26 protein-coding genes and 1 tRNA gene are annotated in these 20276 nt (G+C 64.4%); 19 read left to right on the top strand and 8 right to left on the bottom strand.

Annotated features, from left to right (window positions below; translation table 11 throughout):
• Positions 1-8 precede the first annotated feature (8 nt).
• The 6 genes from MKI88_RS14815 to MKI88_RS14790 are packed head-to-tail and all read left to right on the top strand — an operon-like array spanning position 9 to position 3236.
• On the top strand, positions 9-398 hold the full coding sequence (locus tag MKI88_RS14815; RefSeq protein WP_241632168.1) for a response regulator: 390 nt from the start codon (positions 9-11) through the stop codon (positions 396-398).
• A gap of 4 nt (positions 399-402) precedes the next feature.
• The gene (locus tag MKI88_RS14810; protein WP_241632167.1) at positions 403-924 is read left to right on the top strand and encodes a chemotaxis protein CheD; all 522 of its coding nucleotides are present in this window, start codon (positions 403-405) and stop codon (positions 922-924) included.
• A gap of 31 nt (positions 925-955) precedes the next feature.
• Positions 956-1246, top strand: coding sequence for a hypothetical protein (locus tag MKI88_RS14805; protein WP_241632166.1), 291 nt, complete (start codon positions 956-958; stop codon positions 1244-1246).
• 8 nt (positions 1247-1254) lie between these two features.
• Entirely contained in the window at positions 1255-2115 is an 861-nt protein-coding gene (locus MKI88_RS14800; RefSeq protein WP_241632165.1) for a flagellar motor protein MotB, read from the top strand.
• Positions 2116-2131: 16 nt separating this feature from the next.
• Positions 2132-2554, top strand: coding sequence for a hypothetical protein (locus tag MKI88_RS14795; RefSeq protein WP_241632164.1), 423 nt, complete (start codon positions 2132-2134; stop codon positions 2552-2554).
• 22 nt (positions 2555-2576) lie between these two features.
• Complete coding sequence (locus MKI88_RS14790) at positions 2577-3236, top strand: PilZ domain-containing protein (protein ID WP_241632163.1); 660 nt, start codon at positions 2577-2579, stop codon at positions 3234-3236.
• Positions 3237-3293: 57 nt separating this feature from the next.
• On the opposite strand, the gene fliP is transcribed toward MKI88_RS14790, so the two are convergent.
• Genes fliP through MKI88_RS14775 form a run of 3 tightly spaced genes read right to left on the bottom strand, consistent with a single transcriptional unit; the run spans position 3294 to position 4567 of the window.
• Positions 3294-4025, bottom strand: a complete 732-nt coding sequence (gene fliP, locus MKI88_RS14785) for a flagellar type III secretion system pore protein FliP (protein ID WP_241632162.1) — start codon at positions 4023-4025, stop codon at positions 3294-3296.
• A complete protein-coding gene (locus MKI88_RS14780) occupies positions 4018-4332 on the bottom strand; it encodes a flagellar biosynthetic protein FliO (protein WP_241632161.1) in 315 nt (104 codons plus the stop codon). Before MKI88_RS14780 ends, fliP begins: the two co-directional genes overlap by 8 nt.
• Position 4333: 1 nt before the next feature.
• Positions 4334-4567, bottom strand: a complete 234-nt coding sequence (locus MKI88_RS14775; protein WP_241632160.1) for a FliM/FliN family flagellar motor switch protein — start codon at positions 4565-4567, stop codon at positions 4334-4336.
• Positions 4568-4675: 108 nt separating this feature from the next.
• Between MKI88_RS14775 and flgC the strand changes: the two genes are divergently transcribed.
• From flgC to MKI88_RS14735, 8 genes are all read left to right on the top strand, one after another.
• Positions 4676-5083 (top strand): flagellar basal body rod protein FlgC, encoded by a 408-nt coding sequence (gene flgC, locus MKI88_RS14770; protein WP_241632159.1) that lies wholly within the window; start codon positions 4676-4678, stop codon positions 5081-5083.
• A gap of 12 nt (positions 5084-5095) precedes the next feature.
• Positions 5096-5422: a flagellar hook-basal body complex protein FliE gene (locus MKI88_RS14765; RefSeq protein ID WP_241632158.1), complete on the top strand. Its 327-nt coding sequence runs from the start codon at positions 5096-5098 to the stop codon at positions 5420-5422.
• A gap of 169 nt (positions 5423-5591) precedes the next feature.
• Positions 5592-5855, top strand: a complete 264-nt coding sequence (locus MKI88_RS14760) for a flagellar biosynthetic protein FliQ (RefSeq protein ID WP_241632157.1) — start codon at positions 5592-5594, stop codon at positions 5853-5855.
• Positions 5856-5858: 3 nt separating this feature from the next.
• Positions 5859-6614: a flagellar biosynthetic protein FliR gene (fliR, locus tag MKI88_RS14755; RefSeq protein ID WP_241632156.1), complete on the top strand. Its 756-nt coding sequence runs from the start codon at positions 5859-5861 to the stop codon at positions 6612-6614.
• A 3-nt stretch (positions 6615-6617) separates the two neighbouring features.
• A complete protein-coding gene (gene flhB, locus MKI88_RS14750; RefSeq protein ID WP_241632155.1) occupies positions 6618-7682 on the top strand; it encodes a flagellar biosynthesis protein FlhB in 1065 nt (354 codons plus the stop codon).
• Between the two features lie 62 nt (positions 7683-7744).
• The gene (locus MKI88_RS14745; RefSeq protein ID WP_407073360.1) at positions 7745-8878 is read left to right on the top strand and encodes a flagellar basal body P-ring protein FlgI; all 1134 of its coding nucleotides are present in this window, start codon (positions 7745-7747) and stop codon (positions 8876-8878) included.
• Positions 8879-8919: 41 nt separating this feature from the next.
• Positions 8920-9177 (top strand): rod-binding protein, encoded by a 258-nt coding sequence (locus tag MKI88_RS14740; protein WP_241632154.1) that lies wholly within the window; start codon positions 8920-8922, stop codon positions 9175-9177.
• On the top strand, positions 9167-9589 hold the full coding sequence (locus MKI88_RS14735) for a flagellar biosynthesis protein FlgN (RefSeq protein WP_241632153.1): 423 nt from the start codon (positions 9167-9169) through the stop codon (positions 9587-9589). The genes MKI88_RS14740 and MKI88_RS14735 overlap by 11 nt, the downstream gene beginning before the upstream one ends.
• A gap of 99 nt (positions 9590-9688) precedes the next feature.
• On the opposite strand, the gene MKI88_RS14730 is transcribed toward MKI88_RS14735, so the two are convergent.
• The 3 genes from MKI88_RS14730 to MKI88_RS14720 all read right to left on the bottom strand — a co-directional run bounded on the left by MKI88_RS14730 (position 9689) and on the right by MKI88_RS14720 (position 13209).
• Entirely contained in the window at positions 9689-11056 is a 1368-nt protein-coding gene (locus MKI88_RS14730) for a bifunctional diguanylate cyclase/phosphodiesterase (protein WP_241632152.1), read from the bottom strand.
• A gap of 84 nt (positions 11057-11140) precedes the next feature.
• Entirely contained in the window at positions 11141-12358 is a 1218-nt protein-coding gene (locus MKI88_RS14725; protein ID WP_241632151.1) for a helix-turn-helix transcriptional regulator, read from the bottom strand.
• A 134-nt stretch (positions 12359-12492) separates the two neighbouring features.
• Entirely contained in the window at positions 12493-13209 is a 717-nt protein-coding gene (locus MKI88_RS14720) for an arylesterase (RefSeq protein ID WP_241632150.1), read from the bottom strand.
• Between MKI88_RS14720 and MKI88_RS14715 the strand changes: the two genes are divergently transcribed.
• The 3 genes from MKI88_RS14715 (at position 13208) to MKI88_RS14705 (ending at position 16863) form a co-directional block, all read left to right on the top strand.
• Positions 13208-13909 carry an ABC transporter ATP-binding protein gene (locus MKI88_RS14715; protein WP_241632149.1) on the top strand — a complete coding sequence of 234 codons (702 nt, stop codon included), beginning with the start codon at positions 13208-13210 and terminating at the stop codon, positions 13907-13909. The two genes, MKI88_RS14720 and MKI88_RS14715, sit on opposite strands and share 2 nt — an antisense overlap.
• Positions 13906-16431 carry an ABC transporter permease gene (locus MKI88_RS14710; protein WP_241632148.1) on the top strand — a complete coding sequence of 842 codons (2526 nt, stop codon included), beginning with the start codon at positions 13906-13908 and terminating at the stop codon, positions 16429-16431. Before MKI88_RS14715 ends, MKI88_RS14710 begins: the two co-directional genes overlap by 4 nt.
• A gap of 114 nt (positions 16432-16545) precedes the next feature.
• Positions 16546-16863 carry a 2Fe-2S iron-sulfur cluster-binding protein gene (locus MKI88_RS14705; RefSeq protein WP_241632147.1) on the top strand — a complete coding sequence of 106 codons (318 nt, stop codon included), beginning with the start codon at positions 16546-16548 and terminating at the stop codon, positions 16861-16863.
• Between the two features lie 73 nt (positions 16864-16936).
• On the opposite strand, the gene MKI88_RS14700 is transcribed toward MKI88_RS14705, so the two are convergent.
• Both MKI88_RS14700 and rlmB read right to left on the bottom strand, forming a co-directional pair.
• Positions 16937-17680, bottom strand: coding sequence for a hypothetical protein (locus MKI88_RS14700; protein ID WP_241632146.1), 744 nt, complete (start codon positions 17678-17680; stop codon positions 16937-16939).
• A 3-nt stretch (positions 17681-17683) separates the two neighbouring features.
• Positions 17684-18439, bottom strand: coding sequence for a 23S rRNA (guanosine(2251)-2'-O)-methyltransferase RlmB (gene rlmB, locus MKI88_RS14695; RefSeq protein WP_241632145.1), 756 nt, complete (start codon positions 18437-18439; stop codon positions 17684-17686).
• A gap of 83 nt (positions 18440-18522) precedes the next feature.
• Between rlmB and MKI88_RS14690 the strand changes: the two genes are divergently transcribed.
• Together MKI88_RS14690 and MKI88_RS14685 are read left to right on the top strand one after the other, a co-directional pair.
• Positions 18523-18608 (top strand) — tRNA-Tyr (locus MKI88_RS14690).
• Positions 18609-18694: 86 nt separating this feature from the next.
• Positions 18695-20266 carry a tyrosine-type recombinase/integrase gene (locus MKI88_RS14685; RefSeq protein WP_241632144.1) on the top strand — a complete coding sequence of 524 codons (1572 nt, stop codon included), beginning with the start codon at positions 18695-18697 and terminating at the stop codon, positions 20264-20266.
• Positions 20267-20276 lie beyond the last annotated feature (10 nt).

Raw genomic sequence — 20276 nt, 5'->3', positions numbered from 1 at the left:
AGCGGGTCATGCCGGCAGCGTCTGCAATTAAGGTTATGGTGGTCGACGATCAGACGAGTATGCGTGCGATGATCCGGCGCACGCTTCAGGATCTGGGATTCAAGGACATTCGCGACAAGGCGGGTCCGGTCGAAGCGCTCGCCGCGATCAAGAGCGATCGCGTCCACCTCATCATCTCGGACTATAACATGCCCGATATGGACGGGCTCCAGTTTCTGGAGACGGTGCGCGCCGATCCGGTGATCGGCAAGACAGTGTTCATCATGCTCACCGGCTCCGCCGACCGCGAGGTCGTGCAGAAGGCGGCGGCGCTGGGCGTCAACAACTATGTCGTGAAGCCCTTTGCGCCGGCAGCGCTCAAGGAAAAGATCGAGCGCGTCTTCGGCGAGCTCACCTGATCCCATGCGCCGCATTCCGATCGTCCAGGGCGAACATCGCGTAGTCGCCGAACCCAATGTCGTCATCTCGACGCTGCTGGGATCCTGTGTGGCGGTTTGCCTGCAGGATCCGGTGGCGCGGGTGGGGGGCATGAACCACTTTCTGCTCGGCGAACCCGGCGTGGACAGCAAGGTGGGGGCGAACGAGATGCAGCGATATGGCGTGCACGCGATGGAGCTGCTGATCAACGCGATGATGAAATATGGTGCGCTGCGCTCGCGTCTGCGCGCGCACCTTTACGGCGGCGCGAACATTATTGCGGGGCTGGGCGCGATCGGGAGCAGCAACGCCGCGTTCGCGCGGCAGTTCATGGAAACCGAAGGTATTGAGATCGGGCGCTGCGAGCTGGGCGGGACGCAAGCGCGCAAGGTCGAGTTCATGCCCTATGAGGGGCGCGTGCGCGCGACAAGCGTCGCCGAAGCGCCACCCCTTGTGATCAAGTCAAAGCCTGTCGCCGAACCCGCCGGCGACGTCGAACTGTTCTGAGCAACCCACGGATACGAGATCGGTCGAAACGATGATGATGACGCAGATTGATCAGCTGAGCACGTCGCTGTGCGCGGCGGTTGCCGAGGAAATTCGCGGCGTTCGCGCGATGATCGAGCAGCTTGCGGAGACGCTCGTCGCCGATGAGCGCTTTGCGACCGATTATCTCGACCAGCTCCAGGCGTTCGACCTCGTCATCCAGCAGGCCGATGAGAGTGCCGATCTGCTCGATCGCGTCGCGCAGGGACAGGACATCCATGACGCAATCGCACGCGTCCGCCTGACTGTGATACAGGAGCGGCTGCGCGCCGCGATCGGCTGAGGCACGCCATGGCACAGGACGAATACGCGCCCATCATCATACGCAGGGTCAGGAAGCACAAGCCTGTCGCGCATCACGGCGGCGCTTGGAAGGTCGCCTATGCGGACTTCGTGACCGCGATGATGGCGTTCTTCATGCTGCTCTGGCTGCTCGCCAATCCCAACAAGGCGCAATTGAAGGGGCTGGCCGAATATTTCTCGCCTTCGCCGGCCAAGGATTCCCCCGCAACGACGATGACCACGTCACCCGGCAGCCAGCCGGGTCTTGGTGGGCGCAGCCGCCGTGCACAGTCCGATGACTCGCAGAGCGTCGGCCAGCCTTCGGCCGAAGCGGGTGCCAGTGGTGCGGCGCGCGGCGGTACTGCGGAGATACCCGAGGCAGCGCTGCGCGTGCTGGCCGACGAGATGATGATCTCGATCGAGCCGCCCGCCGAGACGCCCGAGGGCAAGCGCAATGTCCGCGTCGAACCGACGCGGGAAGGCGTGCGCGTCCACCTTGTCGACAGCGCCAATCGGTCGATGTTCAAGGGGCCGACCGCCGAACTCAACGACTATGCGCGCCAGATGCTGACGCGGATTGCGCGCAAGCTGGTCAAGACCGGCGCACAGATCGCGATCGAGGGACACACCGATTCCGCGGGCGGGCAGGGCGATGCAAACTGGCGGCTTTCAAGCGAGCGCGCGCTCGCAGCGCGGACCGCAATGGTGGCGGCGGGGCTCACACCCGATCGCTTTTCGGAGGTCGTCGCCAAGGCAGGATCGGAGCCAATCTATCCCGATCGCCCCGATCGTCCTGAAAATCGCCGGATCACGATCGTGATCCTCGCGGAATCGTCGTCGCTGCCGCGCGACGCGAGCTTCACATTCTGATCGCGGGAGGCGTATCGTGAAAGGGTTACTGGTTTCCGCGCTGGTATTGACGCTCGGCATGGGCGTCGGCGGTGGGGCTGCGTTCGGTACGAGCATGATGCTCGGCGCCAGGCCGCAATCGTACGAGTCGACCGAGTTCGTGCCCACCGGCACGGTGCTGGCGCCGCTCGTTTTCGCCGATGGCCGCCTTTCGGGCTATGTCTCGTTCGAGGTCCAGCTCGAAGTTCCTTCGAGCGCGCGCGAGGATGTCGAGGCGCGTCTGCCGATCCTGCTCAACGCGATCAACATGCGGACCTATCGCACGCCGATGGCCAGCGGTCGCGACGGGCTGATCCCCAGCCTGACCGCCTTTCGGAAGGTCGTCGTCGAAGCCGCCAACGAGACCTACGGCAAAGACATGGTGCGTCGCGCCGTGGTCACCCAGGCTTCACCCGTTTGATATGGTTTTCGAGGAGAGATCCATGACCTTGCTGTCGTTCGAGCATCCCGGGAACAGCGCCGAACCGACGTCGCGCGACGAGCCCGTTGCATCATTGGCACCACGCGCGCCACGGACTCTGACATTGCTGCTTGTCGGTCGCATCATCGGGGACAAGCGGGACGCCCTGTGCCGCATCCGTAACCTTTCCGAAGGTGGGTTGCGGGCGGAGGTCCGCGCACGCTTCATGATCGGCGAGCGCGTTCGCATCGAATTCCGTAACAGCGACGCTGTGGCGGGCGTCGTGCGCTGGACCGATCGCAAGGCGATCGGCGCGCAGTTCGACGCACCCGTCGATGTCGAGCGCTTGCTGGCCGAATCGTCGACGGTCCGGCGCAAGGGCGCGCCGGCACCGCGCGCACCGCGCCTGCCGACGAGTTGCTGGGCGGATATCCGCATCGATGGCCATCCTCAGCGCGCATCGTTGCTCGATCTGTCGCAGGGCGGGGCCAAGTTGCGGACCAGGACGGCGCTGGAGATGGGCGCGATGCTGACGCTGTCGGTGCCGGGGCTCGAACCCATGCGTGCGGTGGTGCGCTGGGTGCGCGGCGAGAATGCCGGGATCGCCTTCTTCGAGCCGATCGCCTTTGCCACGCTGGCGGCCTGGCTCGACGATCCGGCGACGCGCTATGCCGCCGTGTGACACGGAAAGGCCCGGCCCGATTGACGGACCGGGCCGGACCGGGGCGGGTGGGGCAGCTCAGCCCGAACCGCCGAAGCTCTTGACCAGCGACCCCGCTATCAACGCCCACCCGTCGACGAGCACGAAGAATATGATCTTCATTGGCAACGATATGGTTGCAGGTGGCAGCATCATCATGCCCATCGCCATCAGCACCGCGGCAACCGCAAGATCAATGACGAGAAAGGGCAGCAGGAGCAGGAAGCCGATCTCGAAGGCGCGGCGCAGCTCGGAGATCATGAAGGCGGGCATCAGCGTCGTCATCGGCAGCTCTGCGCGCGTTTTCGGGGTTTTTCCTGAAAGTTCGACGAACAGTTGCACATCCTCATCGCGGACATGCTTGAGCATGAACGCATGAAAGGGCTTCGACGTCCGCTCGAAGGCCTGCGCCTCGGAAATGCGGCCTTCGTTATAGGGCGTCACACCCTGCTTCCAGGCCTGGTCGAAGGTCGGCGCCATCACGAAGAAGGACAGGAACAGCGCGAGGCTGATGATCACCGGATTGGGCGGCACGCCGGGCGCGCCGATACCCGTGCGCAGCAGCGAGAGCGCAACGACGATGCGCGTGAACGAGGTGACGGTCATCAGGATGCCGGGCGCAAGGCTCAGCACGGTCAGCATCATCACGAGCTGGATGGCGCGCCCCGAAATCGAACCTTCGCCAAGATTGGCGGAAACGCTTTGGGCGAGCGCGGGCTCTGCGAACAGCAGCAGCAGTCCGGCGGCTGCGAACAGAGATTGCTTACGCATGGGGCTTTGCCTTGGTAGCGGGCTTTGACGCGATCGCGGCTTCGAGCATCAGCAGCCCTTCGGGGGCGATCATCACCAGATGTTCCTTGTTGTCGCGGCGGATGAGCGCAACCGAGCGGCGCGCATCGATGGGGAGCCGCTCGACGAGTTCGATGCGGCGGGTGCCCGTACCGGCGCCGATCAGGCCACCGATCATTCCGCCGGGCAGCTTGATGTCATAGCGGCGTACCGCCCAGAGCGCGCCCGCGAGCAGACCGAGCACGACGCCCAGCGCGCCCAGCGTGCGGAGCAGCGAGAGGAAGTCCATCTCAGCGCGTCCGTTGCACGACTTCGATGATCTCGAGCGACATGTGCTCGCCGTCGACGAGCACCTTGCCCTTCGCGACCAGTTCGTCGTTCACATAGACCAATGTCGGATCATTGTGCCCGCAATCGAGCGGGATCATGGCGCCGCGGCTCATCTTGAGCACCTGGCGGATGGGAATATCGGTCGATCCAAGCACGATCGACAGGTCAATGGGAATGCCCTCGAGCACTGACATGAGTGTCTCCTTTCAAGGGCGTTATAGGATTAATTTTACGGGATCCGCCGGCACTAGGCAAAAAATGCCTATAAGGGAGAGGTCGGCAGCGTACTTGCTGGAGGAACCATGGATTTGAAGTCTTCGATCGGCGTATCCGCTTCGGGCCTGCGTGCGCAGTCGCTCCGCATGCGCGTGATCGCCGAGAATCTCGCCAATCAGGATTCGGTCGCCCGGACCGCGGGTGGCGATCCCTATCGCCGCCGCGTCGCCACCTTCAAGGCCGAGGTCGACCGCAATACGGGTGCGACCAACGTCACCGTCAAATCGATCGAAGGCGACAAGACCGCGTTCCAGCAGGTCTATCAGCCCGGCAATCCCGCCGCCAACGCGCAGGGCTATGTCCTGCGTCCCAATGTCAACGGGCTCATCGAGACCGCCGACATGAAGGCGGCACAGCGTTCCTATGAAGCCAATCTCAACGCGATCGAGGCCGCGCGCGGCCTGACGATGCGCACCATCGACCTGCTCAAGTAAGAGGATAAACAGATGTCCATTGGAGCTCTTGACGCCGCGTCCGCCTATGGACGCGCGATGACCGGTATCGCGTCCAAATCAGGGGACGTCGGAAACGCCGGCCCCGCCACCGCGCCCGCATCGGGCGGCTTCGGCGCGATGATCGAGACCATGGTGACCGACGCTGCGGGATCGCTCCGCCAGGCCGAGGCCGCCAGCGCGCAGCAGGTTGCGGGCAAGGGCGACCTGATCGACGTCGTCACCGCAATCGGCGCGGCCGAAACCGCGCTCGACACCGTGGTTGCGGTGCGCGACCGGGTGGTCAGCGCCTATTCCGAAATCATGCGGATGCAGATCTGACGGCTGGCAAGCCACGACCACCCTCCGCTCATCCTGAGGAGGGACTGAGCGTGGCGAAGTCCCGTCTCGAAGGACCGGCTCCCATGTGCCCTTCGAGACGCCGTTTCGACTTCGCTCAACGGCTCCTCAGGACGAGCGGCTTAGCCGGACATTCAAAGGCAACACACTCATGGATTCCTTTCAGGCAATGGAGCTGGCCAAGGCCGGGCTGCTGCTCACGCTCACGATCGTCGGGCCGATGCTGATTGCGTCGCTGATCGTCGGTGTCGCGATCGGCCTGTTCCAGGCATTGACGCAGATCCAGGAGATGACGCTCACCTTCGTTCCCAAGATCGTCGTGATGGGGATCGTCATGCTGCTTTCGTTGCCGATGATCGGTTCGGCGCTCTCTGCCTTCATGGCGCGGATCGCGGACATCATCGTCGCGGGCTGATCGATGACCGACCTGCCCTTCGACGCGACTGCCTTCCTGATCCTCTTCGCGCGGATCGGGGCGGTGCTGATGCTGCTCCCCGCCTTTTCGGAGGATGCGATCCCGCCGCGCGTGCGGCTGATGCTCGCGCTGGGGTTCACCGCGGGGCTTTTCGGGCTGCTAGAAGGGCGTGTTTCGCCGGTGATCCGGTCGGATACTGCGCTGCCGGGAATCATCATCGCGGAAACGTTGGTCGGCATCGCGATGGGCATGATCATCCGCATCCTGTTCAATGCCGCGGCCATGGCAGGCGCGATCGTCTCGATGCAGGTCGGCCTGTCGTCGGCGCTGATCGCGGATCCTTCGGCCGGCGGGCAGTCGACCCTGCTGTCGCGTCTCGTCACGGTTGCTGCGGCGGTCACCTGCATGGCGATGGGGGTGCATCATCTCTGGATCGCCTCGATGGTGCACAGCTATGCGCTGTTTCCGGTCGGAGGGCTGCCCCCGGCCGAGGATTTCGCGCGGCTCGCGGTCCAGACCACGGGCAGCGCGCTGGCGTTGGCGCTCAGCCTGGCCGCGCCGCTGCTCGTCTATGGCATCGTCTTCAACGTCGCACTGGGCCTTGCCGCGCGCATGGCGCCCGCGATCCAGGTGTTCTTCATCACCCAGCCGCTCAACATCCTGCTTGGTCTGTCGCTCTTCGCAGTGACGATCGGCACGGCGCTGACCGCGTTCGCCCAGGCCATGGCGGCCTATTTCCAGGATGGATGGAGCCTCTAGGTCATGGCCGAGGACAAGGACAACAAGACCGAAGAGCCGACCCAGAAGAAGCTCGACGACGCGCGCGCGAAGGGCGACGTGGCGAATGCCCCCGAGATGCGCCATGCCGCGATGTTCGTCGCGCTGGTCGCGATGGCGGGCGGGATGGGCGCAATCGCGCTGTCGAGCCTGAGCGCGATGTTTGTGCGGTTCTGGGGCAGCGCGGACGATTTCGCGCTTGAACCCGAAGGCGCGCAGAGCCTTATCGGTGGCGTCATGTCGCAGATCGCGGCATCGCTCGCGCCGGTGGCGGGGCTGCTCGTCGGCTGCGCTCTGCTGTCGCTGTTCCTGCAGGGGCGTCCATCGCTGTCATGGTCACGCGTCAAGCCGAAATGGTCCAAACTCAATCCGATGAGCGGATTCGGCCGCCTGCTCGGCAAGCGCGCGCTCGTCGAATTCGCCAAGACGCTCGCCAAGTTCGTCGTCATCTGCATTGTCGCGGTGATCGTGATCTGGCCCAAGGCTGTCGCGTTCGATCAGCTCATCGGCTCGGACCCCGGCGCGATCGGGCAGGTTGCGGGCGAACTGGTCTATCAGATGATCAAGGCGGTCGCGATCCTCGTCCTGCTGCTCGCCGGTTTCGACTTCGTCTATCAGCGCCGCGCATACATGAAAAAGATGCGCATGAGCCTTCAGGAACTGAAGGACGAAATGAAGCAGACCGATGGCGATCCCAAGATCAAGGCCAAGATCCGCCAGATCCGCATGCAGCGCGCGCGCAAGCGCATGATGGCGGCAGTACCCGGCGCAAGCGTGATCATCACCAATCCGACGCACTATGCGGTCGCGCTCAGATACGAGCATGGCGACATGGCGGCGCCCGTCGTTGTGGCCAAGGGTGTCGACGCGGTCGCGCTCAGGATCCGCGAGATCGCGGGCGAGCACAAGGTCCCGATCGTCGAAAGCCCGCCGCTCGCGCGCGCGCTTTATGCGGCGGTCGACATCGATCATCCGATCCCGATCGAGCATTATGCCGCGGTTGCCGAAATCATCGGCTATGTCATGCGGCTGGCGCGAAAGGCCGCATGATGCGCGCAAAAACCCGCACCGCTGCGCGTTCTCGACAGCGCCTTCATCCTATAAGGACTATGATGCGAACCTCATCCAGCTTCAGCGTGCGCGCACTCTTCGCGGCTTCGGCGGCATGGCTGGCCATGTGCGCGGCGACGCCCGCCCAGGCCGGCCCCGCGCCGCGGATCAAGGACATCGTCGATGTCGAGAACGTCCGCGGGAACCAGCTTGTCGGCTACGGCCTTGTAGTGGGGCTTGCAGGAACGGGAGACCGCATCCGGAACACGCCCTTCACCGAAGAGACGATGCAGGCGATGCTCGAGCGCATGGGCGTCAACATTCGCGGCACGCAGATGCGGACCGAGAATGTCGCCGCGGTCTCGGTGACCGCGACGATGCCGGCCTTTGCGCGCGCCGGCTCGAAGATCGACGTCCAGGTTTCCGCGCTCGGCGACGCTTCCAGCCTTCAGGGGGGTACGCTGCTGGTGTCTTCGCTGCGGGCGCTCGACGGGGAGATCTATGCGGTCGCCCAGGGGCCCGTTGCGATTTCGGGCTTTCAGGCGCGCGGCCAGGCGGCAAGCGTGACGCGCGGCGTGAGCACGTCGGGCCGGATCGCGGGCGGCGCGATCATCGAGCGCGAGGTCCCCTATGCGCTCAAATCGGCGGCCAGCCTGAAGCTGGCGCTCAAGAACCCCGACTTCACGACTGCGCACCGCATTGCCGCGGCGATCAACCGCCAGGAAATGGGTGCGGCGGAGGTGCTCGATCCGGCCACCGTGGAATTGCGCTCGCGCAGCGGTGCCCCCGGGGCCGTGATCGAACTGGTCGCACGGATCGAGAACCTGCCCGTTGAGGTCGATCTGCCCGCACGCGTCGTGATCAACGAGGCGTCGGGCACCGTGGTGATGGGGTCCGACGTGCGCGTGAGCCCGGTCGCGATTGCGCAAGGGGGGCTCACGATCAGCGTTTCCGAGTCTCCGATCGCGTCGCAGCCCGCACCCTTTTCGGAGGGCGAAACCGTGGTGCTGCCGCGTACGCAGATCGATGTCGACGACGGCAGCGGCCGCGCGCTCGCGATGGTTGGCGGTGGTGCCTCGCTCCAGTCGCTCGTCTCGGGACTCAACGCGCTGGGCGTCAGCCCCCGCGATCTCATTACCATTCTCCAGGCGCTGCGCAGCGCGGGCGCGCTTCAGGCCGAAATCGAGGTGCAATGATGGATCCGACGTCTTCGCTGCCGCCGCCACAGGCGCCGCAGATGCCCAGGCCGACCCGCGACATGGCAACCACCGCGCGCGAGTTCGAGGCGGTGTTCGTCGGGCAGATGACCAAGCTCATGGTCGAGATGGTGGAAACCGACACCGGCTTTTCAGGTGGTCATGCCGAGGAGATGTTCCGCGGCATACTTGCCGAGCAGATGGGCAATGAGATCGCGAAACGCGGCAATTTCGGGCTGGCGCCGATGGTGCTGGATCAGATGATCAAGATGCAGGAGGGATCGGCCAATGGCCAGTAATGTGATCGATGTCATGGCTTCGTTGACGCTGATCATGAATGAGGAAACGGATCGGTTGCGCGGCCACGAACGCGCGCTCGATCTCGCGGAACTCGCGACCGCCAAGGTGCGCCTTGTGGGCGTCCTCGAAACTGAGCTTGCACGGATCAATCGCGAACAGCCGGGCTGGACCGAGGCGCTCGACGACGAACAGCGCGATGCGCTCGCCAACGCGTTGATCGCGCTCGGCGACGCATCGACCGCCAATGCCGCGATCCTTGAGCGCCAGATCGACCTCTCGGCCGAGATGATGGGCGCGGTCGCTGCCGAGGCGAAGCGGCTGTCGGGCAGCCGAACCTCGACCTATGGGGCGCAGGGCAACGTGTCGCACATGGAAATGGCCACACCGATTTCGATCAACTCGGAATATTGAACCGGGGGAGGGCATGCCCCTCCCACCGTCCTACAACAAGGTTGGCGCAAAGTCCTCGCCACCGGTGGCGACATTTCCTGGGAATTGGCGGAATTGGCGTCAACCCGCCGCGCGGCGCGGTCCGGTGTCGTCCTCAAGCTCGATCACCATGCGCAGCGTCGCGGCTGAGGGCAGGGGGCGGCCGAACAGAAATCCCTGCCCATAGGTGCAGCCCAGGCTCGACAGCATCGTCGCCTGTTCAAGCGTTTCAATTCCCTCCGCCGTGACCGGCATGCCGAGACTCTGTCCCAGATCGACGATTGCCTTGACGATCTTGCTCCCGGCAAACCCGTCGAGCGCGTGGATGAAGGATCGATCGATCTTGATGCGGTCGAACTGCAACTCGCGCAGATGATGGAGGCTCGAATAGCCCGTCCCGAAATCGTCGAGCGCGACCTTGACCCCGGCATTGCGCAGCGACGTGATCGTCGCGCGCGCCAGTTCGACGTCGCGCACCAGCGCGCTTTCGGTGATTTCCACGATCAGCCTTCCGGGCGCGATTCCGCCCGCATAAAGGATCTGGAGCAGCCGCAGCGGCAGTTCGGGATCGCAGATCTGGATGGGAGAGACGTTGATCGACAGCGTCAGGTGCGCCGGCCAGCTTCTGAGGTCCCGGCACGCCTGACGCAGCAGTGTGAAGCAAAGGTCGTTGATCGCGTCGAGATCCTCCGCGATCGGGATGAAGGTGCCGGGATCGAGCATGCCGCGACCGGGATGGTTCCACCGCGCGAGGCTTTCGAAGCCCACCAGATCCGCGGAACGCAGCGAAAAGATCGGCTGGTAAAACGGGACGAGCTCGCCGCACTGGATACCCGATCGCAGGTCCTCCTCCAGCGCTGCGCGATCGCGCAGATCGATGTCCATCGAAGGTTCGAAGGCGCAGAAGCTTCCGCCTCCATCGCGTTTGGCGCGCGACATCGCGATGCACGCCGCGCGCAGAAGGTCAGTAGCGGGGCTTGCACCGGTCTCGTCGGTCGCGGAGCCCGCCGAAGCCCCGACGTCGACGACGCGGCCGCAGACGTCGATCGGCATCGTGACCGCGTGGAGGATGCTCCGTGCCAGGCCGTCGAGCGTGTGATCGCTGCGTTGATGTGCGACGAGCAAGGCGAACTCGTCGCCACCCAGATGGAGCAGGCGCATATGCGCCTCCACCATCCGACGGAGGCGCTCGGCGGCGACCCTGAGCACCTGATCGCCGGCGGCATGCCCGCAAAGATCATTGACGAGCCTGAAGCGATCAAGGTTCACGACGATCATCGAAATTACGCCGTCCGGCTGGCCAGCTTGCCGCGCTTCCGCGAGCAATTCCGCAAGCATCGGGCGCGGTGGCAGACCCGTCAGCGGATCATTGGGCGCGCCGATTGGGTCGGGAGCCGGTTCGTGCGTCGGGGCAGACAATAACCATTCCGCCCAGCGTGGTACGCGCATGCCACTGTCCTACTCGATCCTCTACGGATGTATTATAGGACAAATGCGGGCGGCCGCAGCCGATCGGAGTACCGGTGGCCCAGTCTATTCGAAGACCGCGCCGATCACCGTTGCCACATCGCTGGGGTCGAGGCTGTCTATGGCCATCTCGCGGTCTGGATTGAGGCTGTGGCCCATCATGCGGCCGTCGCGGTCGAAGGTTACGGAAAGCAGGCGCAGACCGCCCTCTTCCCGCACCACCGCAATGCCGCCGGCCGAAGGGAAACGATCGGGATCGACGATCACCGTGGCCCGGCCGGGCAAGGCCGCTCCGAGTGACGGACGGCAGACGCGCAACCCGAATGCATTGGGGCCCGCGATGCGCGGCGCTTCCACCGTCCCCCCGGTGGCTGATCGTGCGATCAGTCCATCGTGCAGCGGTGTGCCAAAGACAGGCACCAACCTTATCATTGCCATATCCGAGGCCTGGATCGCCGCCATCACTGCCGGGGATGTCGGCGTTTCGCTTGCATGACGGGAGGCTTCGGGCACGCGCAATGGCGGCGGCGCCTTCGTGGTCTGGCTTGAAGCCGTGGCCCCGGGCGATGCCAGATCCGCGCGCAACGCCGAAACCTTCGCGCGGGTCTTGGCGATCCTGAGGGCTGGATTGGCAACCTGGGCGAGATAGGGTGTCAGCGTACCATTCGCGTGCGCGTCGGCGATCTCCCCACGAAGCGATTTGACATCGCGCACGCCAAAGATACGGCAAAGCGCCGCCAGCGTGGCATCATTCCAGCGATCCAGCGTCTTGTATGCGTTTTCCAGACGCGAAAGGATCACCGGCGGGATCCCGTATTCCGTCTCGATGGCAGCAATCGAAAGCCGCGCATCGGCATCGCGTCGCGCACGCAAAGCCGCGGCCAGCAGGACCGCGAACGTGTCCTCGGTAACATCGAAAGCTGCGGGATCCTGGAAATCGGATGCCCATCGCGCGATGTCGAAGCCGGGATCGTCAATGTCGATCAGCAATTGCTGCGGCTTGACCCCCAGAGCGCGCGCGATCGCGGCAAGCTCATCCGCGCGCGCGAAAACCTCCCCGCGCTCGATCTTGGACAGCCGGATATAGGGTATGCCGGATATACGCTGCGACAGCGCCAGCAACTTTGGAAAGCCGCTACGCCGGCGCCATTCGCGGATCTTGTTGGGAAAGATCGTCCAGCGATGCCGGTCGATGATAGCGGTATCGGGGGATCTGGGCATCGGCGGATGCTCGGCGACGCGGCGAACCAGATCAGCGTACGAAGTGCCAGGACTTCGTTTCATATCGGGTGCCGCTCCGTCCTTATTGTTTGCTTGGCATCCATTCGCCCGGCGACTGCATAGCGTCGTTACTTCTTTGAAGTCAATGTTATGGGATATGTCGGGCGACGATCCTGTCTATGGGATAACGCCAGCGGTTATCCGGCGAGTGCGCCCGATATTTTCGGGACAATATGCTCCACCACAACGCCCACGCCGCGGTCATTGGGGTGGATACCGTCGGGCAGGAGGAGTTCGCGCCGGCCGACAACGCCATCCAGGAAGAAGGGATAGAGTGTCGCGCCGTGTTTTTTTGCGAGTTCGGGATAGATGGGATTGAACGCTGCCGCATAGTCCGCCCCCATATTGGGGGAAGCGAGCATCCCGGTCAGCATCGTCTTGATGCCACGCTTGCCCAGCTCTGTGAGGATTGCGTCGAGATTTTCGCGCGTCGCCTCTGGGGGAAGCCCGCGCAGCATATCGTTGCCGCCCAGGCCAACGATCACGAGATCGGGTTTGCGGGCAAGGCCGTCTAGCACGAAGGACAGCCGCTGACGCCCGGCCGCGGTCGTGTCACCGGACACGCCGGCGTTGAAGACCTGCGCCTTTGTCCCTGCAGCGCCAAGCGCGCGTTCGAGCGCGGGCGCGAACCCCTGTTCCTGTGAAAGGCCGTATCCTGCGAACAGGCTGTCTCCGAAGGCGACGACGAGTTTTGTGTCCCGTGCAACCGCAGTCGACGCGACGGCGTCGGTCACTCCGCTCGGCGCGGCCTGTTCCTTCGTACCGCCGTCAGAACATCCGGCCGCCAGATGGACAAGTGCAAACAATAATCCATATTGAGCAAATCTCGTCGCCAAGGAGTTTTCCTTTTTCATGCATGCACCTGTCGATATCTCCAATATTGCGATCCGCGCGCGCAATGTCACGCTCTCGCTGGGCGGCAGGGAGGCGCGCGTCGAAATCCTCAAGGGGATCGATCTCGAAATCGGACGTGGTGAGAGCCTCGCGATCCTTGGTGCGTCGGGCTCGGGCAAATCGTCACTGATGGCGGTGCTTTCGGGGCTGGAGCGCGCGAGCGGAGGCGAGGTGGCGATCGCCGGCGTCGATTATGGCGCGCTCGACGAGGACGCGCTGGCGCGTGCGCGTCGTGGCCGCATCGGAATCGTCCTCCAGTCCTTCCACCTGTTGCCGACGATGACCGCGCTGGAGAATGTTGCGGTCCCGCTGGAACTGGCCGGGCATGAGGATGCCTTTGCGCGCGCCGCCGAAGAGCTTTCCGCGGTCGGGCTCGGCCACCGCATCGATCATTATCCAGCGCAGCTTTCGGGGGGCGAGCAGCAGCGCGTGGCGATCGCGCGTGCAGTGGCGCCCCGGCCCGGGATCATTTTTGCCGACGAGCCTACGGGCAATCTCGACGCGACTACGGGCGCAGCGATCATCGACCTGCTCTTTGCCCGCCAGGCGGCTTCGGCGGCAACGCTCGTCATGATCACGCATGACCCGTCTTTGGCCGAGCGCTGCGACCGGATCGTCGAGATGCGCGACGGCCGGATCGTCGCGGACCGGCGCGCATGACCGCGCTTGGCTGGCGCGCATGCTGGCGGATCGCGCGCCGCGACCTTCACGCGGGCTTTCGCGGGTTGCGCCTGCTTTTCGTCTGCCTGTTCCTTGGCGTCGCGACGCTCGCTGCCATTGGAAGCCTGACCGCCGCTATCACCGACGAACTGGCCGTGCGCGGACAGAACCTGCTCGGGGGCGACATCGAGATCGCGATGACGCAGCGCGAGGCGAGCGACGCGGAAAAACAGGCGCTGCGCAAAACCGGCCGGCTCAGTGAAACGATCCGCATGCGCGCCATGGCGCAGCGCGTGGAGGCGGGGCAGGGCGCTGCCCCCCCCGCCGTCCTGACCGCACTCAAGGGCGTCGACGCAGCCTATCCGCTCTATGGAACGCTCGTGCTCCGTGGCGGCGCCCATGCGGGCAATCTGGCGCCCGATCAGATATTGATCGGTGATTCACTTGCAGAGCGGCTGGGCCTCTCGCCGGGCGACCAGCTGCGCTATGGCTCCGCGCTCTTCACGATCCGCGACGTGATCGTCGATGAACCCGACCGCGTCGGCGAAGGCTTTACACTGGGTCCCGTCGCGCTCACTTCGATCGAAGGGTTGCGACGCACGGGGCTCATCCAGCCCGGCAGCCTGTACACCAGCAAATACCGCATTCGGCTGGCGCAGGGCGCTGATGCAGCGTCGGTGCGCGCCGCACTCGAAAAGCGCTTCGCGTCCGCGGGCTGGGAATTCAAGGACCGCGACCGCGCGGCGCCGGGCGCCAACCGCTTCTTCGAGCGCATGGGCCAGTTCCTGTCGCTGATCGGCCTGGCCGCGCTGGTGATCGCGGGCATCGGCGTCAGCAATGGCGTGTCCTCCTACCTGATGCTCAAGCGGGGCAGCATCGCTACCTTCAAGGTGCTGGGCGCAACGTCTGCCGACATCCAGCGCATCTACCTGCTCCAGATCGGCGCCGTGGGCATGCTGGCGATTGCCTGCGGGCTTGCGATGGGGGCGCTGCTGCCGCCCGCAATCGTCGCACTGGCAGGGGATGCATTGCCCGTCCGTCCCGGGTTTCGCCTCCATATCCCGCCGTTGCTGACGAGTGCTGCCTACGGGCTGCTCATCGCCTTCATCTTCACCTTGCCGCCGCTGGCGCGCGCACGCACCCAGCCTGCCGCCGCGATATTTCGCGCACTGGTCGAGGAAAACTGGCGGTTCGATCGGCGGAGTGCGATCATCGTCACGGTCGCGACCGCTACGTTGATCGCGCTCGCATTGCTGACCGCCCGCGAACCCCTATTCTCGGCTGCGGTGCTGGGGGCAGTCGCGGCGGTCCTTCTCCTCCTTCTGTTGCTGGGCGTCGCGGTCAGTCGGCTGGCGCGACGGCTGCCCCGCCCAAGACGGCCGCTCTGGCGGTTGGCAATCGCGAATCTCTATCGGCCCGGCGCGCAGACCTCGGCACTCGTCGTCGCGCTCGGCCTCGCACTCACCCTGTTCGTGACGCTGGCGGCCATCCAGACCAGCCTCGACGCCGAAATCAGCCGTACTGTTCCCAAAACGGCGCCCAACCAGTTCGTGCTCGATATACCCGCTACCGAACAAGCCCGCTTCCGCGCGATCGTCGCAAGGGAAGCGCCGGGCGCCGAACTCAACATGGTTCCGGCACTGCGCGGTACGATTGTCGCTTATGCCGGCCAGCGCGTCGCAGATCTGAAGGAACTGCCCGAGGGCGCATGGTTCCTGCGCGGCGAGCGCGGCGTAACCTATAGCGCGACCCTGCCCGAGGGCAGCGATCTCGTGGCCGGAAAATGGTGGCCCGCCGACTATGTGGGCCCGCCGTTGATCTCGCTCGACCGGGAGGCGGCGGAGACGCTTGGCATCGGGGTCGGGGACACGCTGACGGTCAGCGTGCTGGGACGCGAGATCGAGGCGCGGATCGCCTCGCTGCGGCAGGTCAACTGGGACACGATGGGCTTCAACTATGTCCTCGTTTTCTCTCCCAACGCGCTGAGCAACGCACCGCACACGCTGGCCGCGACGATCACTATGTCGCCCGAGCGCGAACCTGCGGTCACGCGCGCGCTGCTTGGTGCCTTTGCCGGGGTGTCGATCATCGCGGTCGGCGAGGTGATCGGGCAGGTGAGTGCGCTGCTGACGCAGATGTCCGGCGCGATCGTCGCCGCGGCGTCGGTTGCGATTCTTGCGGGGATAGCCGTTTTGATCGGCGCGATCGCAGCCTCACGCCAGGCGAGGAGTTATGACAGCGTCGTTCTCAAGACGCTTGGTGCAACACGGCTTCAGGTGCTCGGTACGCAGGCGCTCGAATATGGCTTTCTGGCCGCAATCCTGGCGCTCTTGTCGCTGGCGCTTGGAAGTGCGGCGGCATGGTATGTTATCGTGCAGGTGTTCGATTTCGGCTGGGCGCCTGACTGGGGCGTGGTGCTGACGACCCTGTTCGCGGGGGCACTGTTGACGCTGGGCATCGGTCTCGCCGGTTCGATTCCGCTGATGTCGATCCGGCCCGCGCGCGCGCTCAGGGAACTCTGACGAAGCCCGGCTTTGCGGCCGAAAATATGTCCTAGCTTGCGGGCTTTGCCCAAACGGCTTGATTTGTGCGTTTCGCTCGGGGATAGGGCGCGCAGTGAAATGGGAGACGGGTTGATGCCGAAGCTGGTGGTAGTCACGCGCGATGGGACCGAGCATGAGATCGAGGGCGAAACAGGCCTGTCGGTCATGGAGGTTATCCGCGACGCCGGTTTCGACGAACTCCTCGCGCTCTGCGGCGGCTGCTGTTCGTGCGCAACCTGCCATGTCCATGTCGACACGGCGTTTGCGGACAAGGTGCCGTCGATGAGCGAAGACGAGAACGACCTGCTCGACAGCTCGGACCACCGCAACGACTCCTCGCGGCTGTCGTGCCAGATCCCGTTCGACGACAGCCTCGACGGCCTGCGCGTCACGATCGCACAGGAAGACTGAGTCACGGCGGCGCCGGCCAATGCCGGCGCTTCCCGCGCGGTTCGTCTTCTGACTCGCTCGGTCTTGGACGAGCCTAGCGCGTCATCCTCAGCACCGCCAAAGGCGCCGCCTTGCTCAGCGGATTGGCCTGCCACACGATCGTCTTGCGGCCGCTCACAAGCTGCACGCCATCCTCATTGTTCTGGCTGACGATCTCGGCGTCGGTATCGAGCGTGAAGGTGCCGTCGAGCAGCCTGGTTGCCTCGCTGCGGCCCGGAGTCTGGTCCCCCGTCGATTCGTTGCCAAAGGCGGGCGCCTTCAGCCGCACCGTCCCGTTCTTGCGCAATTCGATCGCAATGAAAGGGAAGACGACCTCTGCATCGAGATTATAGGGATAGACGAAATTGTGCGTGAGCGTCCCGCTCACCTGATAGTCGATCAGATACTTGCCCTTGCCCATATACTGCACCGAGCGATAGCCGGCTTCCTTGGTCAGCGCTTCGGCGATTGCGCGATGCTTGCGTTCCTTGTCGGCATCGGTCTCCGCCGTGTCCTTGTCCTCGCTCTGGAGGGCGGCCGGCGTGAAGTAGGTGTCGTCTTCCTTGGCGTCGCCGTCTTCGCTGTCCGAACCCGGTTCGTCCTCCGAACCTTCCTTGAGCGCCTTGCCCATTTCGTCGCTCGGATCGAACGCGACCACTTCGCCCTTATAGGCAAAGGTGAAGCTGCGATCGGCGTTGATGCTCAGCGTCGAGGCGAATTTGCCCGGAGTCAGGAGGCAGCCGGTCAGCAGCAAGGGCGTGACGATCGCGAGCGCGAGCCGCCCGATCCGGTGATGCATGAATCAGCCCCCCACTTGTGGCCGCGTCGCCGCCGCATAGAGCGCGATCGCCGCGGCGTTCGATACGTTCAGGCTTTCCACCTTAGGACTGATAGGCAGCTTGGCAAGTTCGTCGCAATGCGCCGCGCTGTTGTGTCGCAGGCCCTCACCCTCGGCGCCGAGCACGAGCGCGACCTTGGCCGTGCCCATCACCTCACCCAGCGTACGCGTTGCTCCACCGGTGAGGCCGATGCGCCAGAAGCCGGCTTCCGCGATCTCATCGAGTGCGCGCGCCAGATTGACGACTCGCACCCAGGGCACGAGCTCGAGCGCGCCTGAAGCCGCACGCGCCACCGTGCCCGATTCGGGAGGGGCGTGCCTGTCCTGCGTCACGATGCCAAGCGCGTCGAAGGCCGCGGCCGAACGCAGGATCGCACCGACATTGTGCGGGTCGGTAACCTGGTCGAGCACCACGAGCGGCCGATTCTGCTCGGCTCCGCGTTCCAGGAGTTCGCCCAGCCACACATCCTCGAGCGGATCGACCTCGGCCACCATCCCCTGATGCGGCGCGTCAGGGGGGACGAGTCGGCCCAGATCAGCGACATCGCAGTAGGTGACGGGAATCACCGGGGGCAGGTCGAGCCTTGTCAAAGCCTCCCGCGTTCCCCAGATTTTACGGACGGTGCGCTCGGGATTGGCGAGCGCGGCAAGCACGGCGTGCCGACCCCAGAAACGGGGACGTCCGTGCGCCTGCTGCGATGGTCTATGGCCTCTTTTCATAATCTCGGCGCTTTTGCGCGTCGAGGCGTTGACAGGCAAGCGCCGTTTCGCCATTGAGCCGCCTTCCTGATGACAGGCACCCTGGACAGGTGGCCGAGTGGTTAATGGCAGCAGACTGTAAATCTGCCCGCGAGAGCGTACGCTGGTTCGAATCCAGCCCTGTCCACCACCAAACCCAGAAGCCGAGGCTTCTCAACAAGATGCTGATTTTCCGAGGTTCTTTCGCCCAATGTGGTACGGAAGGATGGTACGGAAATGGGTATAGCGCGTGTGAGCTTGAAGCGATCCAAGACAGGCATCTGGCAGGGCCGCAAGGAAATCCCTGAGGGGATTCGTCCTGCCTACGGCAAGCGGGAGGAGAAATGCACTTGGCCCGCTCACCTGACAGACGCGCAGGCGCTGGCAGAATACCTGCAGTGGCGCGCCAAGATTGAATCAGAGATCGACCTCCACAAGCAGAAGCTATCAGGCGCTGGCCTCGTCCGTCTCACTCGTCAGCAGGCTAAAGCGCTGGCTGGGGTCTGGTACCGCGATGCGGTTAACGGGGAAGGGGAGATCGACCTCACGGCCCCAGACGGCTCCCAAGTGGACTGGGAGGCCACCCGCGCTCTTCTGTTTGATGAGGTCTACGACACCGAGACGACAGAGGTGCGTCTGGTCCCCGGCCTCCAGCTGATCGACGCGCGGGACGAGCTGCTCCGGTCACGCGATTTGAAGGTCACCGACGATAGCGCCGCCATGCTGCTGGAAGAGCTTGGCCAACTACACCTTGCCTACTTCGACCGTCTGCAGCGCCGTGAAGCTGGTGACACCCGACCAGACCCCGCACTGGTCGCTCTTCCGCCTGTGGACGTCACACTCCCCGCAGCGGTTCCCCAGAAGCCCAAGACACCCCCTAAGGCCGCTGTTTCCATCACCGATCTATTCGAGCGTTACGCCCAGTCAGGCGCTGCCAGCGTCCGTACCTGCAGCAAGTGGAGGCCGCAGGTGCGCAACTTCGTGGAGCATGTGGGCCACGATGATGCCACCAAGGTGACTCGCGGTGACCTTAATAGATGGGTTGAAGCTTTGGTTGCCAAGCCATTGGCCAAGAAGACTATCACCGATAGCTATATCCCTGCCGTTCGCGTCGCTCTCGGTATCGCCTACGATGATGAGCTTATCCTGTCGAACCCTGCCAGTGGCCTGAAGGTCCGCGCTCCGAAGGCCGTGGAGACGAAGGACAAGGACCACAGCGACGAAGCCGCAGAGACGATCCTGAAGGCGACCCTTACGCCCCAGCCGGATGCACTGACGGAGCGCCACAAGCTGGCACGACGGTGGGTGCCGTGGATTTGCGCTTACACCGGCGCGCGCGTTGGTGAAGTGACCCAACTTCGGGCAATGGACATCCGACAGGAGAGCGGCGTCTGGGTCTATCACATCACGCCAGAGGCGGGCAGCACTAAGGACAGCAAGGCACGGTCCATCCCGATCCATTCGCACTTGATCGAGCAAGGCATCCTGCAGCTAGCAAAGGCAGGCGATGCTACGCCGCTCTTCTACGACTTGCCGAAGAACGGTGGCTCGCTGGTTAACCCGCTACCGAAGCAGCGGGCTTCGAAGCTGGCCGAATGGGTCAGGGGACTTGGCGTAACTACACCCCAGCCCAACCACGGCTGGCGACATCGGTTCAAGACCGTGGCGCGCTCTGCAGGTATCGACGCGGAGATTCGGGACGCCATACAGGGCCATGTGCCGCGCACCGAAGGCGAGAAGTACGGCAAGCAGCCGCTTCCAGTTCTGCAAGCTGCCGTTGAGAAGCTGCCCCGGTATGCGACTTCCTGACGGTCCGCCT

It is taken from the genome of Sphingomonas sp. LaA6.9 (assembly GCF_022601895.1).
GTDB lineage: Bacteria > Pseudomonadota > Alphaproteobacteria > Sphingomonadales > Sphingomonadaceae > Sphingobium_A.
Note: the sequence above shows the minus strand (reverse complement) of the source record. Positions and strands in the feature narration are given on the sequence as shown.